This is a genomic window from Sphingobacterium sp. HJSM2_6 (assembly GCF_049316305.1).
Classification (GTDB): domain Bacteria; phylum Bacteroidota; class Bacteroidia; order Sphingobacteriales; family Sphingobacteriaceae; genus Sphingobacterium.
Window position 1 is genome coordinate 27,907 of sequence record NZ_JBMOXB010000016.1, and the last position, 17,225, is coordinate 45,131.

A 17,225-nucleotide genomic window follows, 5' to 3' on the forward strand; every position below is an offset into this window, starting at 1 on the left:
CTTCTGTTTGGGTATACACATAAAGATTAAACTAAGGTTTAATTTAATGCATCAAATAAAATTTCAATAGGATGTTTAGCGATTTCCTTTGTTCCGTCAAAAATTTGATGCCTGCAACTTGCTCCTGGAGCAGCAATTATGCTTTTACTAGGCTTATTCCTAACCGCGGGAAACAAAACCAATTCCCCAATTTTCATGGATATATCGTAATGTTCTTTTTCATAACCAAATGAACCAGCCATACCACAACAACCCGAAGGTATGGTACTAACCTTATAATACTTAGGAATAGACAATGCTTTTTGAACTTTTGGCATTAATCCCCAGGCTTTCTGTTGACAATGACCATGCAATAATATTGCTTGAGAGGTTTCTTTGAATTGTGAGGAGGTAATATGGCCTTTTTCAAATTCTTCCACCATAAATTCCTCTATACTTAAACAATGAGGGGCTATCCGTTTTGCATCTGCAATGAGAGACTCATCCACTAAATCAATGTATTCATCACGAAAGCTTAAGATGGTGGAAGGTTCTACTGCTATTAATTTACAATCATCATTTAGTCGTTTGGAAAATATGCTTACGTTGCGATTAGCTAGTTTTTTAGCGGCTCTTAATAATCCCTTGGAAATTAATGCTCGCCCAGAGAAGGCATGCGGAACAATTAAAACTTGATAACCTAACTTTTCTAATAGCAAAATAGCTTTCTGTCCTAAGGCGACATCATTATAATTGGTAAATTCATCACAAAAGAAATACACAGATTTATTTCCTTTAGATGGATTAAAATATGGCTTATCCCTTTTAGAAAACCACGTTCTTAAATTTATATTGGAAATTAACGGAATCTGACGAGCATTAGAGAATCCCAATACAGCTTTAATCCAAGAACTGGTTAGGGTATTCTTTGCAAATGTATTGTATAAACCGCGCACAGGGTACATTAAACTAGTTAAAGTATCTACATGGGCTATCATTCTGGAGCGAAAAGGAACTCCATGGCTATCGTAGTAGGCTTGTAAAAATTCAGATTTTAATTTTGCCATATCAACACTGGAGGGGCATTCTGATTTACAAGCTTTACAACTTAAGCATAGATCCATTACTTCCTTGATTTCTTCATGATCAAATGGATTTACTTTATCAGACTGTGTAAGCATCTCTCTCAAGACATTCGCACGTGCCCTCGTCGTATGCATTTCATCCTTAGTAGCCATATAAGATGGGCACATGGTACCTCCAGATAAATGTGTCTTCCTGCAATCTCCAGATCCATTACATTGTTCTGCATGTTGCAAAACATGTTGATCCCCATACCTAAATACGGTTTTAATAACGGGGTAAACTTGTAAAGGATCATATCGAAGTTGGGTATTCATGGGAGGCGTATCGACAATTTTACCTGGATTAAATATACCATTGGGATCCCAACTTCTTTTCAGTTCTTTAAGTAGAGCATAATTATGTTCGCCAATCATTAATGGAATAAACTCTCCGCGCAATCGACCGTCACCATGTTCCCCACTTAAAGAACCTTTATATCGCTTCACTAATAGCGCAATTTCCAAGGCAATGGTTCTAAACAATTGATTACCTGCTTCGGTTTTCAAATTGATTATAGGTCTTAAATGCAATTCTCCGGTAGCTGCATGGGCATAATGGACGGCATACAATTGATGTTTATCCAATAGCACATTAAAATCCGCAATGAAATCAGGAAGGTCATTTACGTCTACTGCGGTATCTTCTATAACCGCTACGGGCTTACTATCTCCTGGAACATTACTTAATAGTCCCAATCCGGCCTTGCGAAGATCCCATACTCGTTTCTTGTCTTTTTGAAGCACTAAAGGAAAGTGATAGCCTAAGCCAGCATTACGCATATCCGCTTCCAATACAGCCGCTTTTGCCAAGACCTCATCTGCTGTTACGCCATCAATTTCAATGATGAGCACCGCTGCTGGATCGCCTTGAACAAAAAACCGATTTTGTGCTTGCTCTAAGTTTTGTTTGGTGCATTCTAAAATATAATGATCCATTAATTCTACCACCAAAGGAGCGTGCCTGAGGGCGATTAAATTCGCTTGTAATGCATCTTCCAAACGCTCGAAATGGACACACAATAATCCAGAAGGATTGCTAGGTAATTTTTCTAAGTGAAGCTTTATTTCGGTAATAAACGCCAAAGTTCCTTCAGAACCACAGATAAGTTTACAGAAATTAAATGGTGCTGCACCAGCCACAAATGGATCAGAATCTAATAAGAGATCGAGTGCATAACCTGTGTTTCGTCTTTTAATAGTTGATTTCGGGAAATTAGCTCGTATTTCTTGTTGGTTTTGATAATCACTAAGGATATGTTTGATCTGGGAATAAATTGCCCCCTCTAAATCTTGTTGTTTACTTTTATCAACAAACTCATCAAAGGATAAGGTTTTAAAAATTGCTTCGGAACCATCACTTAATAATGCATGAATCTCTAACGTATGCTCCCGTGTACTGCCATAAATTAAGGAGTTAGACCCACAAGAGTTATTACCGACCATCCCTCCGATCATCGCTCTATTTGCTGTGGATGTTTCAGGTCCAAAATACAGCTGATGCTCTTTCAAAAACAGATTTAACTCATCCCTGATTACACCTGGCTCAACTCTTACCCAATTCTCTTCCGTATTTAATTCTAATATGGCTGTTAAATACTTGGATACATCCACTACGATTCCGCTACCTACCACTTGTCCAGCTAAAGAAGTTCCTGCTGCACGAGGTATTAAAGAGGTATGATGCTCATTAGCAAAAGCTACAAGCGCTTTTAAATCAGACTTTCCTTTTGGATACGCAACCGCTAATGGGAGCTCGCGATATGCAGAAGCATCGGTGGCATATAAAATACGCATGGTTTTGTCCCAATAGAGTTCTCCTTGAAGCTGATTTGCCAAGTGTGCCAAATGCGCATCCATCTGTTATTCTTTGATTTGAGAAGTATAGGTGCTTTCAAAAATTTTATCCGCATTATTGGTTTCAAAGCCATCCCTACGGTGATGAGAACGGATGTCTTCTTTGTTCAGATTTTGAAAAGGAGGCAATACACTTCGTTCAGCAAACTCTACGTAACTCCCCGCAATCTTCAATACACGCTCATCTGCAAATGTCGCATCGTATAAGGCAGATACCGTACTGCTTTGTCGTAAATAACCATCAGCGCTGGTCTTTATCTTTCCACCAGAAGTATTTAGTTTAATGCCGATGCTCTCGAGAAATAAATTAAATTCTTCGAGCGTATTATACCCATCCTTTAATTCATGGATACTGATGGTATAATGATTCAAGTAATAGCGATTGTATATCACCCAAGCAGCGTATTCACTCTCTGCCAATAATTTTTCATATTCTGATGAGCTGGGCAAATCCCATAGTGGGCGTTGCAAGAAATTAGCGACCTCAGGGCCATTCGATAAATCCAGTGAGTCTACAGGATCACTGCTAATAGGTTCTACATACTTATAAATGATTTGCTGTGCTTCATCGCTTAACTCAGCAACACGCAATTCGGAAACAAAGATTCTAGGATATTCTGGACTTGGAGGAGCATACCAATAGGCATCTAACTTTTTGCCTTCGAAGTAAAAGTAATCCTTCTTCTGATAGCCGAAGGAAAGAAAAATCTTTTCAAAAGACTTTATACCAAGATTTGGCACACCTAAAGTCCGAAAAGCGATATGATCATTCACAATTTCCTCCTGTGAATTTACAACCCCACGTTCTAATAAAGCTTGGGTAATCTTATTTACATCAGAAACATGTTGACGATAGTGTTCAAATAGGTCATTCAAAACAAAGGCTATCGGTTTATTTTCATCAAAATGCATAGCTTTAAAATTAGTTTTACAAATTGAATAAAGTTATCTAAAAAACAGAAAAAACTCGTAAAAATTCGATGAAATTTGATAAATAAAAAATATTATTCAGCAAAACTACAATTCCTCATTCAATATTTTCTCCAACTCTTCTGCCGTGAGATTCATATTGATATTCCCGTCTTTTGCAAAGGAAATCTCGCCTGTTTCCTCAGAGACGATCACAGCTACCGCTTCGGATACTTCTGTAACGCCAATTGCTGCTCGATGTCTTAATCCAAACTGCGGGGGTAAATCATCACTATCAGAAAGAGGCAATACCGAGCTAGCAGTCATGATCCTAAAATCAACGATAATCACTGCACCATCATGTAAAGGAGAGTTTTTGAAAAATATAGACTCCAATAATCTTTTCGAAATAGGGGCATCGATATTGGTGCCACTCGTTTGGTAATATTCCTCATCAAAATACCTAGAAAACACTAAAAGAGCCCCAGTTTTGGATTTAGACATATTCTGACAAGCTTCAACAATAGGCTTGATGTATTCGGAGTGATCTTGGTTGGTCGCTTTCTTCGTCCCAAATATTGTCCAAAAGAATTTTTTCCTTTTCAAGGAAATATTCTTGCCAATATGCAATAAAAATCGTCGAATTTCTTGTTGAAATACGACAATCAACGCAATGGAACCTACTGAAATAAAACCCCCAAATATTTCGGTCAACAACCTCATCTCCATTTGCTTTACAACAAAATAGATGACGTAAAACAACCCTACTCCAATCAGAATATTAACCGCTATGGTACCCTTTATGAGGCTATATATGTAATAGATAATAATTGCAACCAGCAATATATCAATAAAATCCAAGAGCCTAAAGCCACTTAATAGATTGAGGTCCAGTCCGTCCATATTATCCGCAATTTAAATAATTTTATCCATTGCTTTACTCTTATTAAATCATAAATTGACAATAAATTGGCAATGCAAAACTGTAAATTTGTAAAAAACGATTATCATGACTAAACTTTCTGTAAATATCAATAAGATCGCGACCTTAAGAAATTCCAGAGGTGGAAATGTACCAAACGTATTATCTGCGGCACTTGCGTGCGAACGTTTTGGAGCGGAGGGAATTACCGTACACCCTCGACCGGATGAACGCCATATTCGATATCAAGATGTTTATGATTTAAAAGCAAACATTAAAACCGAATTCAATATTGAAGGGAATTGCCAAGAACAAAAATTTATTGATTTGGTATTAGCCAATACGCCTACCCAAGTAACCTTAGTACCCGATGTGTTGGGACAAATTACTTCTAACCACGGTTGGGACACAATCAAGCATCAAGCCTATTTAAAAGAGATGGTCAAATTATTTAAAGACCAAGGTATACGAGTTTCTATATTTGTAGATCCTATCGAAGAGATGGTGGAAGCTGCCGCTGAAACTGGAACTGACCGAATTGAGCTCTATACTGAAGCATATGCTGCAGAATTTGGATTTCATAAAGAACAAGCGATAGAACCTTATTTTAAAGCTGCGGTAAAAGCACGGGAAGTTGGACTTGGATTAAATGCTGGTCATGATTTAGACCTTAATAATTTGCAATTCTTCAATCAACATATCCCTGGATTATTGGAAGTCAGTATTGGACATGCACTTATTGCTGATGCCTTGTATTTAGGTCTTGAAGAAACCATAAAAAGATACCTTGCTGCGCTAAAATAAAATTGTATAAAAAAAAGACCTAATGAATTAGGTCTTTTTTTTATTGCGAAGCTCAAGCTACAAATCGAACTGATTTAACATCACTTGATTTAATTAATTCCTTTAAAAATTCTGTTCCATCTAACCTTAGAAAAGAAAGAACCATCTTTATCCCAACTTAACCAAGTAAATAATGCTTTTCCAACGATATGATCTTCAGGCACAAATCCCCAACCTCTTGAATCTAATGAATTATGACGGTTATCCCCCATCATCCAATAATAATTCATTTTGAAAGTGTAATGATCTGTTTTCTGACCATTTACATAATATCCATCAGATTTTAACTCAAAATCATTCCCTTCATAAACACGAATTATTCGTTCATAAAGTGGAACAGTAAGGGAATCTAATTTCACTGAAGATCCTGCACTAGGAACCGTAATAGGACCAAAATTATCGTAATTCCATGCTGGTCCTTCTACATAGTGCGGAAAGCTAATACTATTCGAACTGGCTGTTCCTGCTGGAAATATCATTTCATAGAAATTCTTAACATTTGGCCATTTTTTTACTATTTCTGCTTCTTCCTTAGTTAAGTGTAAGGCGTATTTACCAGAATTGAAGTCCGAGTATAATTCATCAATTTCAATACGTAAGTCTAATAAGCGTTGCATATTCATGCCATTAGGTTCAGTTTCCGCCATGTAATTGGTTTGAAAATCCGCATTTGTAAATGCGGGATCCCCATTCACAAATAATTTCGCCATTTCCATCGTCAATACATCTCCCGGTAAACCCACGCAACGTTTAATATAATTCTCACGTTTATCTATTGGCCGTTCAGTTTCCATAGGATAATTGAATACAACCACATCATTACGTTTAATTTCCTGAAAACCTGGAATCCTTTTATAAGGTACTTTTATAATTTCGGAGTATGCTTTACCACCTGTAATCGGCATTGTGTGGTGTGCAAACGGAAATGCGATAGGTGTCATGGGAATACGAGGTCCATAATTAAGTTTACTGACAAACAAAAAATCCCCTACCAACAAACTTCTTTCCATCGATCCCGTAGGAATCATATAAGCCTCTATTAAAAAACCTCTAATCAATGTCGCTGCGACTGTTGCAAAAATAATTGCATCTGCCCATTCACGGGAAGCCGACTTTTTATAAGGATAATTCTTTTTAAAATCTTCGCTGGTCGATAATCCTAAATATTTCACTTGAGGATCTCTTCCCCACATCGGAAGTACGATAAATGGAACCAACACTGCTGCTGCATTCTCCCAAAACCTTCTTTTACCAAAAGCCTTAATTAAATTAAGATATAGATCGTAGAAAATAAATATGTTTACAATCGGAACAAACAACCAAACAATCCACCATCCAGGTCTTCCAACCAATTGAGCCATTACATATTGCCCGTAGAATGGAACAATTGCCTCCCATCCTTGTTTGCCTGCTTTTCTATATAGTAAATAGAGCCCATAAAGAGATCCAATTAAAAATATGGCTAAAAATATATACCACATAAATTATTTATTAAAATCAAACATTTCCGTTACTTGGTAAAAGCCTTTTTTACCATACAGCCATTCTGCTGCAATCACTGCCCCTAAAGCAAATCCTTCCCTGCTATGAGCAGTATGTGTAAATTCTATTTGATCCACTTCCGAACTGTACAATACGGTATGCGTTCCAGGAACTTCTTCAATACGTAAACTTTCAATCAACAATTGATCTGGTTTAGCGATAATTTCCTCACCAGAACCCTCAATTGAATTTACCCAAGAGTTTTTATCATCTATTTGATCCAATATACCTTCCGCAATAGTGATTGCAGTACCACTAGGAGCATCTAATTTGTGGATATGATGGATTTCCTCCACCTGCACATCATATTGTTTATAAGGATTGATTGCTTTCGCTAATAACTTATTAATATGAAAAAATATGTTTACACCTATACTAAAATTAGAACCATATAATAAGGATTGGTCTGCATTTAGACAAGTATCTTTAACTTCCTCTAAGTGTTCATACCAGCCTGTTGTACCAACCACAATCGGCAGGTTAGCCTCGAAACACAAACTAATATTATCTAATGCTGCATCAGGGGTACTAAAGTCTATGGCCAAATCTGCATCTTCAATATCCTCCAGCTCTATACTCGATCGGTTATTTTCATCAACGACCAATACGATTTCATGCCCCCTTTTTACGGCAAATCGTTCGATCAGTTGACCCATTTTTCCATATCCCAATAAAATAATTTTCATATACTGTTAATTGGTTATAATTATTTAATAGAAATTGTCATTTTTAATCCTGGCGCGAATAAACTCTTTGCGTTTAATGATCCGAAACCAGGAGTAGCTGCATAAGTTGGCATAAATGTAGGTGATAATTTAAAAGTAAGATCGTCACTCATATTCCACCTATTTTTCAACATGGAGTCCACATAAGCCTCCACGATATTCAAACCATACCATCCTAAAGTTACTAAAATTGTCAAATCCCGATTACGTCTACCGTAATCTTTAGATTTCACCAAGCCATTGACATCCCAATTACTTTCCATCCCTAAGATTCCATCAGAACCCTGTCCAAACTCTGCCCGGTATTGAAGTTCATCCAAGAACAATTTATAATACCACTGCCAATAATTGAAAACAAAATACGAGGCGACAAAACCTCCATAAATAATGGGTACCTTGATCCACCATACTCCTTGATTAGTATATTGTCCCCAACCTGGCACCATCGCTGATCGCTTCCATGCCACTCTGGACAATCTTTCAATTTCTAGGCGCGAAGAATCCTTTAAAATATCTTTATAATAGAATTTAGCACGTTCTTTTTCCGCTTTCTCTCTAGCTTTCCGTTCGGCTCGTGTTTCTTTTTTTACTGTATCTTGCAATTCCTTAACCGCTAAAGAATCTTTCAATTCAATAGGATTTTTAGTCTTTGGAATCGTATCAACTTCCTGTCCATTCACCAAAGCATGGCACATCAACAGGAGTCCGAGCAATAACAATCTGTACATTACCAATCAAGTAACTCTAAAATACGGCTTAAATCATCTTCCGAGTTAAAAGGAATTTCTATCGCACCTTTACCCTTCACACTTTTTAAATTCAATTTAACTTTAGTGGCAAACTTTGACGCCAAATCATCTTCAATTTTTTGAAATTGAAAGTTCAGTCCAGCATCCTTATTTCCTTTTAATTTTTTGTCTTTTGCTTGTTGAACCTCACGCACCAATTGTTCTGCTTTTCGAACCGATAACCCTTTTTCAACTATCTCTTTAAAGATAAAAAGTTGCTTATCCACCTCTCCAACATTGATTAAAGCACGTGCATGACCCATAGAAAGATCTCCATCACGAATTGCAGCTTGAATAACCGGTGGAAGTTTTAATAAGCGCAAGTAATTGGTTACAGTAGACCTGTTTTTACTTACTCGGTCACCCAGTTCTTCTTGCTTTAAACTGCACTCTTCAATCATTCGCTGAAAACTAAGCGCGATCTCTATGGCATTAAGATTTTCACGTTGAATATTTTCAATCAAAGCCATTTCTAGCATTTGCTGATCATTCGCCGTGCGTACATAAGCAGGTATCTCCGTGATTCCAGCTAATTTAGAAGCTCTTAATCGTCGTTCTCCACTAATTAATTGATATTCATCCTTAGCAACTTGACGAACAGTTATTGGCTGAATTAAGCCTTGAAGTATGATTGATTCCGATAATTCCTGTAATGCTTGCTCGTCAAAATCTGTACGTGGTTGAAAAGGGTTGATTGCGATTTGTTCAACCTTAATAAAATTAATACTCCCAGCGGTAGCTGAAGGTATTTTTCCAATTGGAATCTCAACAGACGACTGCTGTGAAACTGGAATATCTTCTTGTTGCAATAATGCACCTAATCCCTTACCCAATCCTGTTTTACGCTGTTGTGCTGCCATACTATACTGTTACTGTTTTCGTATTTTCTTTCAATAATCCGTTTTTCTCTAAAATCTCTCTTGCTAGATTTAAATAATTAATTGCTCCCTTACAAGAAGCATCATGCATGATCACTGAAATTCCAAAACTTGGAGCTTCACTCAAGCGTGTATTCCGTTGAATAATCGTGTCAAAAACTAAATCTATGAAATGTGTCCTCACCTCTTCAACGACCTGATTGGAAAGTCTTAATCGAACATCATACATGGTTAACAGTATTCCTTCAATTGCCAATTCGGTATTTAATCTGTTTTGAACAATCTTAATTGTATTTAACAACTTGCCTAACCCTTCCAATGCGAAATACTCACATTGCACAGGAATAATGACAGAATTTGAAGCCGTTAATGCGTTAATCGTAATTAATCCCAATGATGGCGAACAATCAATGATGATAAAATCATAATCATCTTGAATCGTTTCCATGACGCGTTTCATTTTAAATTCACGCTCTTCAAGATTGATCATTTCGATTTCTGCACCTACCAAATCAATATGTGCAGGAAGCAAATACAAATTGGGAGTATCAGTAGCATGAATGGCCTCTTTAGGATCCAAATCATTCACCAAGCATTCATAAATACTTGCCTTTATCCCACGAGGATCAAAACCAATACCAGAAGTAGAATTCGCTTGTGGATCTGCATCAACCAATAATGTTTTATATTCTAGAACAGCAAGACTTGCAGCAAGGTTTATTGAGGTAGTCGTTTTCCCAACCCCTCCCTTTTGATTCGCTATGGCAATTATTTTTCCCATTGTTATACCTCAAATTTTGAAAATCTGTATTGTTTTAGACCATATCTTACTCCAATATGCAAATTAACACACCTTATCGATAAAACAGTCTTAAATGATGTTAAATTTGCTAATTTTGAATTAGATTTTAATCTACTTACTCAGGATGCTAAGATACAAAAAATAGAATTACGTATAGTGATGTATCTTCCATGCTTTTTATAAGTAACAAGAAACAATGAACTTAATTATATCGGGAACTAACAGGAAACACGCCAACTCATTAAGGGTCGCAAACTTTTACCAACAAGAATTATCCAAACGAAAGGAAGAATACAAAATACTTTCGCTGGAAGATCTACCACCCAACATTATACAAACTGATCTTTATGGCAAAAGAAGTGATGATTTCAAAACAATTCAAGAACAAGTTTCCGCTTGCGATAAATTTATTTTTATTATCCCAGAATACAACGGCAGCTTCCCAGGTGTGCTCAAAGTTTTTATTGACGCCTGTGCCTTTCCCGCTTCTTTCTATCATAAAAAAGCGGTTTTAGTGGGCGTATCATCAGGAAAATATGGAAATATTAGAGGTGTTGATCATTTTACAGGCGTATGCAATTACTTAAGAATGCATGTCCTTCCACTTAAAATTCACATCCCGCACATTCAATCGGAACTAAATTCAGAATTACATATTGAAGATCCTTTAACGTTAAAGTATATCTTAGAACAGATTGAAGAAATAAAGCATTTTTAACCAAGATATTAAACTTGCAAATCCGCACTTAAATTTGTTTAGGCTTTTGATGTTGGTTAACCAGCAGCAAAAAATAAAACGAACTAAAATATAACGTACCTAAACTTGCTAATAAACTGGGTTTACGCCAGTTCAATTGAAGAATTATAATTACAATAGGTATAGCGATTAAAACAGCAATCAATACATAATATACGACAATTGCAGCTTTCGTTTCATAAAATGTTTTGCCTTCTTGAATCGAATGATTATTGAGTCCATTTGACAAATTGAAAATTATAATTTTTTCATTAAAATCCTTTTTAAACAAGTCAAATTCACCATTATAATAAAAAATAGATTGATGAATTTTAATTTTAGAATTGTCTTTTAACGTCAATTTAAAAACATCATAGTTTTGATCATTCTCAAATACATATTCTTTAATATCCGAAAAGAGAATATCATAATCGTCTATTTTATGAAATAAATATTGATTCAACCATTTAATTCTTAAACGTTGGTCAGATAAACTAATTTCCATTTTTACAATGGCAGTTGATCTTATTAAATAGATTACCAAGGAAAATTGGCAAAGTACAAGAATTGCAAGTTGCAGTGTAGTTAAGGTAGGAATATAATCGTTAATTTTTAAAATATAATAGGTGCCCATTATAATAACATTAACAACGAAGACATTCAAAAAAAACATTAATGGCGAAGTATTTCTAATGTAATAATTGGTCATATTTCTTGTTTAGGCTAACAATTATAAATTTGATAATTGAAAAATAACAATTTTGGAGCAACCTAACCCATTTATATTTAACAAAAAAAGCATCAATTTCTTGATGCTTTATCTTGTGGAGGCTACTGGGTTCGAACCAGTGACCCTCTGCTTGTAAGGCAGATGCTCTGAACCAGCTGAGCTAAGCCTCCTTTTCTTATGTTGGTGGAGAATACTGGGTTCGAACCAGTGACCCTCTGCTTGTAAGGCAGATGCTCTGAACCAGCTGAGCTAATTCTCCCTTTTCCGTCTTGCGGTGTGCAAATATAGGTCTTAAATCTGATTTTCAAAACATTTTACAGATATTTTTTACGAATTAGACAGCAAAATATTAAAATACAATAAGATAAATTTTCATTAGGCTACTTCTATTCATTCCTTTTCTAGGTATGAATAGATCTTTTGCATATAAAATGCTTCATCTAGCGCCGACACCAGTTGATTGAGTTCATAGGGATTGAATGAAAAATTGATACCATTATAGGGTGATTGCATGAGAATTCGATGCCTTCCATCTGGAAAAATAACAGCACCATGCTCCGCATAAATATGCTTTACCATCGTTCTAAAAATAGCAAAATCATATAATGTAAAATTGATCATCAGATTATTGAAACACAGATGAATAAACTCCTTACTTTCAGGCATACTGATAAATCCCAATTCATTCATCGTTAAAATTTTAAACTTGCTACTTTCCATAACAGAATCCAAACTATCCATTTTTTATGTTGTGCCTGCATTACCCGTATGGCTTCCCCATACGGGTAAACAGGGCTTCAGTATGAATGATACGTGCTGTTCATTTAATGAAAATAAAGATATAAATTATTTAGAATGATTATAAATAACAATGCTTGTTTTACCCTTTTATGACATTAGTATTATACAAGACCTCTTCTATTATCCAAAAAAAAGAGGATTCTATTCGAATCCTCTTTCATATATAATCAATTATAGAAGCTTATATTACAGCTTACGGAGCAATATATTTCTAAATCCAACCGAGTCTGTATGGTTTTGAAAAGCAATTTTACCCTTTTTAAAAGTGCCAAATCCAGGGTAATTTACCATGTTTGTTTGGGAAACCTTTTCTCTAAACTCGGAGCTAAGTACATCATCCTGAAACGTAATCTGATCATTAAGCCAAAAAGTAACCTGACCGTTTTCTTGCCTTATTTTTCCTTGGTTCCATTCATTAAAAGGTTTTGGTTTTGAAGCACTCCCTAAACAATCAACGGCATATAAACAGCCTGCCCAATGCGTAGAATCTACTTGATGCCTTGGCTCAGCATTTTTATTGTCTAATAATTGCATCTCTAAACCAGTAGCAAATGTAGCAGCATACGCAGCATCTTCCTTTACATTAATAAATACACCACTATTTCCCCCCTTACTCACTTTCCACTCAAATTCCAACTCAAAATTCTCATACTCTTGATCTGTGATAATATCTCCAAAAACACCCGTACTTTTAGGATCACAAATCAATTCCCCATCTGACACTTTCCATTTTGATGGAATATTTCCTTGATTATAAATATGCCATCCTGTTAAATCCTTACCATTAAAAATAAGATCATCATGCGCCTGATTTTCCGTTGACTGACATCCAGTTAATACAATAAGAAAAATAAAGAATAGTGCTTTAAAGAATTGAATCATAATAAATTTTTATATCCTGTTTTAAAACGAAACTACAAAAATTATCACGATATATCATCATGAACATAAGGGCAATACGGTTATATACCAATAGCTAATCCCTAAATAAGACGACCTCTTTGATCGTTCAAAGAGGTCGTCTTACTAAATTTAAGCTCTCATTTATTTATTTTGAAACACGGAATTAACTTCACGAACCTTCCATCCGCCAGCATCCGTAGTTAATTGCACATAATCGGTACGTATAAAATCATTAAAAGTCAAAGTTACCTTTGCTATACTAAATCCATTGGCTTCTTCCATCAGTTCCACAGCAGTTTTACAATTATACTTAACCCCAGTTAAAGACTTAAGATGTTTAATATACGCACTCTTTTTTACTGAAGCCTGTTTGTTTCCAGTTTGAAATCGTTGAACAAAATCTTCAGAAATAAATTCCTGAACAAATTCTGATTGTCCATAAACAGAACTGTTAACATATGCATCCAACACAACACTTACATTAGCCCTATTTAAGCTATTTGTAGGCACTTTAGCAAATGATAGAGCGGAGGTTGTAATAACTAAACCAACTATTGCGAATACTTTGATTAAACTTTTCATCATGCGTTTTTATATTGTTTCTAATGTTTTGATAGGTCAAAGGTATTGCGAAACAGCAAATCAAGCCAGTTCAAATAGGTTAAAACAACTAGAAATTCGGCAAAACACGAATTAGATTCGGTGAATAAATCAAACGCTAGAAAAGAAAATAAGAATTATACGGCCTTTAGGTTATAGCAGTCAATGCTTGGCTTGTAACCGCAGATTTGGAAATAGTTTAGTCGTAAAATTTCCAAGAAACTCCAAACCGAAGAAATGCAGGATTCATCGGATATCTACGCACGGTATAATAACCGGTCGGGTAAATATGTTGGTTCACATAATTATAACTTAAAAACAAGTTAACACGTCCAATATTGGCCGTCAACCACAGATCAACTATTGGATATGTTGAAAATTCTAAACCAACCTGATCATTATAAAATTGCCCTGAGTTGATGGAATAAGATGGAGAGCGGAATGGGGTATTAAAACGCACATCAGTACCGATTCTAAAATCCATAACCTTATATAATATATTAGCATAATACAAACTATGCCAGGTGTACAGTTCTGGAGTTGCTAATAAGGATAGGGCATCAGATTTTTGATAAACTACCCGATTATCCAAATGAAATTTTCCGAATTTAAAGTTTTGACCGATGGTCAATTTTAATAAATTCAAATTCCCATGTTGCCGAGGTTCAATCAGTTTATTTAACTGCAATTCCGCATTTGGATTATCTACCTCGTTAAAATAAGTGTAATTATTAATTAAGAAGTACTCCAATTTACCATTAAATCCAACTTTACTATTTGCATAAGCAAAAGATAAATTTTGCGTCTTAATCTTATCCAAATTAAAGTCAGCCTCATTCCAAGTATGATAAGATAAATTTGCATTTTGAAAAATCATTTCTGGAGATTGATTTTGCGTATATGCTCCTATTTTTAACTTACCAATGGACTCGGAGATAAAAACATCCGCATTAGCCTCGTATAAAAAGTCACCAAAGTTTCTGCCTAACACAATTTGATTAACGGCAAAATTAACATCAATTCGATCACTAAATTTATAACCTACATTGCCCTTCACAGTCGAGTTTTGATAAAACTCCCCTAACACACTGTCCGAATACCAAATTAAATCATTTTGAAAACCAAGCTCCACCTTTGCTTCATTTTTAAGCGATTTGCCCCGCACAAAAAAGCTATAAGAAAAATCATTGCTGATGGTCGTTATTTTGGTACTGTCGTCAACATGGGTGAGTGCTTTAAATGGAAAAGCATTGTATAAATCGGCTTGATTCTTAAAAAAGATAAACTGTTGTTGCCGTATACTTGAATTATGGGCGATAACATTCGTTGGATGAATTTCCGCATCTGGACCTGCTCCATTCACGGTATCGATTCGCCCTAAATAATAGGATTGACGAAGAAAGAAACCTAAATCCTTCCACTTATTAAAAGGCCTGTTAGCTTGTGTCCCATTTAATCGCACAGGGTATCTAGAAGGCGATCGATTTGAAGAAGTATCTCTAAACACCGTATCATTCATGATAGAGCCATTCTCTGTCGCATCTAAGGTATTAAAAGTAAAATTGGACAATAAATTATAGCGTTTACTAGGTGATTCGTACCAGGAAAACACAGCCCCTTTTCGATCGCTATACAACTGGTTATTAAAATAACCATCTGTATTAGTGGCATGATATTCAGCTCCAATATTGAGATTGGGATTAATATTTTGAGCTAATCGAACTTTAAAAACCTGATCATCAAAGAAAAAACCTACCGCATACAATTCAGAAAATCGGGCTCGCGCACGATAATACTGTACCGAATCAGCATGAATTAAATACCGCTCTAAGGCATGATATCCAGGTTGAAATCCAATTTTTTTATTCGGTGTAAATAATAAATCACGAGTTGCCAAACCGTAAGAACCTAAATTAATCGATGGATTCCAGGGCAAATTTTGTTTATTATAATATTGAAAATTTATATGGGAGGTATCTAATTGATAAGTCTTGGTATACTTCCTCATCGTGTTTAAGTTCGTATACCTGACATACTTTGCGCTAAAAACAACGGAGTCCTTCTTATTATCTTCCTTAGACCTAGCAGAATCCAAGGCCGAACTGAACTCTTCTTCCACCTGAGCATAAACAGCAGGTATACAACAAAACAACATCAAGACAAGAAACCACTGTTTTAGCATACGCATGAAAGAATCCTAAATTATTTTATCAACAAAATTAATCCAAAAAAGCAAAATTATTGCAAAGCAATCAATTCTTTTAATATTTTAGTCAGTTTAGGCTCTGCTTCTGCCGCTACCGCCACTATTTCTTGAAGTGAAACAGGATGCAACTGTGCATGAAAACCCTCATCTGTAATGACAGATATAGCAAATACGGGAATATTCATATGATTAGCTACAATCACTTCCGGAACGGTACTCATTCCAACGATATCCCCACCTATGATTCGCATGTAGTTATATTCTGCTCGGGTCTCTAAGTTGGGGCCCGGTGTTGACACATAGACCACCTTATGCGTTCTAAAACCAAAATCAGCGGCTATTTGCAGCCCCTGTTCTATCATTTTAAAATTATAAGGCTGGCTCATATCTGGAAAGCGTGGACCAAAATTGCTTTCATTTGCTCCCCTTAATGGGTTATCGGGTAACAAATTAATATGATCATCAATAATTCCGATATCTCCTTTCAATATCTGTGGATTTAAAGATCCTGAAGCATTAGAAACAAACAGTTTCTGAATTCCTAAGACCTTCATCACTCGTATTGGAAAGGTAATTTCGCTCATGCTGTACCCTTCATAATAATGAAGCCTACCTTGCATCGCTACCACTTTTCTACCATTCAAACTTCCAAAAATTAGTTTTCCGGTATGAAACTCAACGGTAGAAATAGGAAAATTAGGAATATTGGAATACATCATTTGAAATTCAATTTCAATTTCGTCTACCAATTTTCCTAAACCTGTCCCTAAAATGACACCAAATTCTGGAGTAAAATCACCGATCTTTCGGCGTATAGATTGTACAGATTCTTCAATCAAATGATACATGTGTGCAAAAAACTAATTATTCAAACTTACAGCTA

16 protein-coding genes and 2 tRNA genes are annotated in these 17,225 nt (G+C 35.6%); 2 read left to right on the forward strand and 16 right to left on the reverse strand.

Going from position 1 to position 17,225, the window contains the following annotated elements; all coding sequences use genetic code 11:
- Window positions 1–38 precede the first annotated feature (38 nt).
- The 3 genes from ACFRAE_RS14030 to cdaA form a co-directional block, all read right to left on the reverse strand.
- The gene (locus ACFRAE_RS14030) at window positions 39–2,960 is read right to left on the reverse strand and encodes an FAD-binding and (Fe-S)-binding domain-containing protein (protein WP_422797795.1); all 2,922 of its coding nucleotides are present in this window, start codon (window positions 2,958–2,960) and stop codon (window positions 39–41) included.
- Window positions 2,961–2,963: 3 nt separating this feature from the next.
- Window positions 2,964–3,869 carry a DUF1338 domain-containing protein gene (locus tag ACFRAE_RS14035; protein WP_422797796.1) on the reverse strand — a complete coding sequence of 302 codons (906 nt, stop codon included), beginning with the start codon at window positions 3,867–3,869 and terminating at the stop codon, window positions 2,964–2,966.
- A 105-nt stretch (window positions 3,870–3,974) separates the two neighbouring features.
- A complete protein-coding gene (cdaA, locus tag ACFRAE_RS14040; RefSeq protein WP_422797797.1) occupies window positions 3,975–4,769 on the reverse strand; it encodes a diadenylate cyclase CdaA in 795 nt (264 codons plus the stop codon).
- Window positions 4,770–4,875: 106 nt separating this feature from the next.
- Between cdaA and ACFRAE_RS14045 the strand changes: the two genes are divergently transcribed.
- A complete protein-coding gene (locus ACFRAE_RS14045; RefSeq protein WP_422797798.1) occupies window positions 4,876–5,592 on the forward strand; it encodes a pyridoxine 5'-phosphate synthase in 717 nt (238 codons plus the stop codon).
- Between the two features lie 89 nt (window positions 5,593–5,681).
- Here the strand turns inward: ACFRAE_RS14045 and lepB are convergent, their stop codons facing one another.
- Genes lepB through ACFRAE_RS14070 form a run of 5 tightly spaced genes read right to left on the reverse strand, consistent with a single transcriptional unit; the run spans window position 5,682 to window position 10,345 of the window.
- The gene (lepB, locus tag ACFRAE_RS14050) at window positions 5,682–7,112 is read right to left on the reverse strand and encodes a signal peptidase I (protein ID WP_422797799.1); all 1,431 of its coding nucleotides are present in this window, start codon (window positions 7,110–7,112) and stop codon (window positions 5,682–5,684) included.
- Between the two features lie 3 nt (window positions 7,113–7,115).
- Window positions 7,116–7,859 carry a 4-hydroxy-tetrahydrodipicolinate reductase gene (dapB, locus tag ACFRAE_RS14055; RefSeq protein WP_422797800.1) on the reverse strand — a complete coding sequence of 248 codons (744 nt, stop codon included), beginning with the start codon at window positions 7,857–7,859 and terminating at the stop codon, window positions 7,116–7,118.
- Window positions 7,860–7,879: 20 nt separating this feature from the next.
- Window positions 7,880–8,626: a DUF5683 domain-containing protein gene (locus tag ACFRAE_RS14060; RefSeq protein WP_422797801.1), complete on the reverse strand. Its 747-nt coding sequence runs from the start codon at window positions 8,624–8,626 to the stop codon at window positions 7,880–7,882.
- A complete protein-coding gene (locus tag ACFRAE_RS14065; RefSeq protein ID WP_422797802.1) occupies window positions 8,626–9,546 on the reverse strand; it encodes a ParB/RepB/Spo0J family partition protein in 921 nt (306 codons plus the stop codon). Before ACFRAE_RS14065 ends, ACFRAE_RS14060 begins: the two co-directional genes overlap by 1 nt.
- Window position 9,547: 1 nt before the next feature.
- Window positions 9,548–10,345 (reverse strand): ParA family protein, encoded by a 798-nt coding sequence (locus tag ACFRAE_RS14070; protein WP_422797803.1) that lies wholly within the window; start codon window positions 10,343–10,345, stop codon window positions 9,548–9,550.
- 217 nt (window positions 10,346–10,562) lie between these two features.
- Between ACFRAE_RS14070 and ACFRAE_RS14075 the strand changes: the two genes are divergently transcribed.
- Window positions 10,563–11,084, forward strand: coding sequence for an NADPH-dependent FMN reductase (locus tag ACFRAE_RS14075; RefSeq protein ID WP_422797804.1), 522 nt, complete (start codon window positions 10,563–10,565; stop codon window positions 11,082–11,084).
- Between the two features lie 28 nt (window positions 11,085–11,112).
- On the opposite strand, the gene ACFRAE_RS14080 is transcribed toward ACFRAE_RS14075, so the two are convergent.
- The 8 genes from ACFRAE_RS14080 to ACFRAE_RS14115 form a co-directional block, all read right to left on the reverse strand.
- On the reverse strand, window positions 11,113–11,607 hold the full coding sequence (locus ACFRAE_RS14080) for a hypothetical protein (protein WP_422797805.1): 495 nt from the start codon (window positions 11,605–11,607) through the stop codon (window positions 11,113–11,115).
- Window positions 11,608–11,927: 320 nt separating this feature from the next.
- Window positions 11,928–12,002, reverse strand: a tRNA-Val gene (locus ACFRAE_RS14085).
- A gap of 11 nt (window positions 12,003–12,013) precedes the next feature.
- Window positions 12,014–12,091 (reverse strand) — tRNA-Val (locus ACFRAE_RS14090).
- 131 nt (window positions 12,092–12,222) lie between these two features.
- Window positions 12,223–12,573, reverse strand: a complete 351-nt coding sequence (locus ACFRAE_RS14095; RefSeq protein WP_422797806.1) for a DUF6686 family protein — start codon at window positions 12,571–12,573, stop codon at window positions 12,223–12,225.
- Window positions 12,574–12,819: 246 nt separating this feature from the next.
- Window positions 12,820–13,515, reverse strand: coding sequence for a 3-keto-disaccharide hydrolase (locus ACFRAE_RS14100; RefSeq protein WP_422797807.1), 696 nt, complete (start codon window positions 13,513–13,515; stop codon window positions 12,820–12,822).
- Between the two features lie 162 nt (window positions 13,516–13,677).
- Complete coding sequence (locus ACFRAE_RS14105; protein ID WP_422797808.1) at window positions 13,678–14,121, reverse strand: nuclear transport factor 2 family protein; 444 nt, start codon at window positions 14,119–14,121, stop codon at window positions 13,678–13,680.
- 214 nt (window positions 14,122–14,335) lie between these two features.
- Window positions 14,336–16,324 (reverse strand): putative porin, encoded by a 1,989-nt coding sequence (locus tag ACFRAE_RS14110; protein ID WP_422797809.1) that lies wholly within the window; start codon window positions 16,322–16,324, stop codon window positions 14,336–14,338.
- Window positions 16,325–16,374: 50 nt separating this feature from the next.
- Window positions 16,375–17,190: a purine-nucleoside phosphorylase gene (locus tag ACFRAE_RS14115; protein WP_422797810.1), complete on the reverse strand. Its 816-nt coding sequence runs from the start codon at window positions 17,188–17,190 to the stop codon at window positions 16,375–16,377.
- Window positions 17,191–17,225 lie beyond the last annotated feature (35 nt).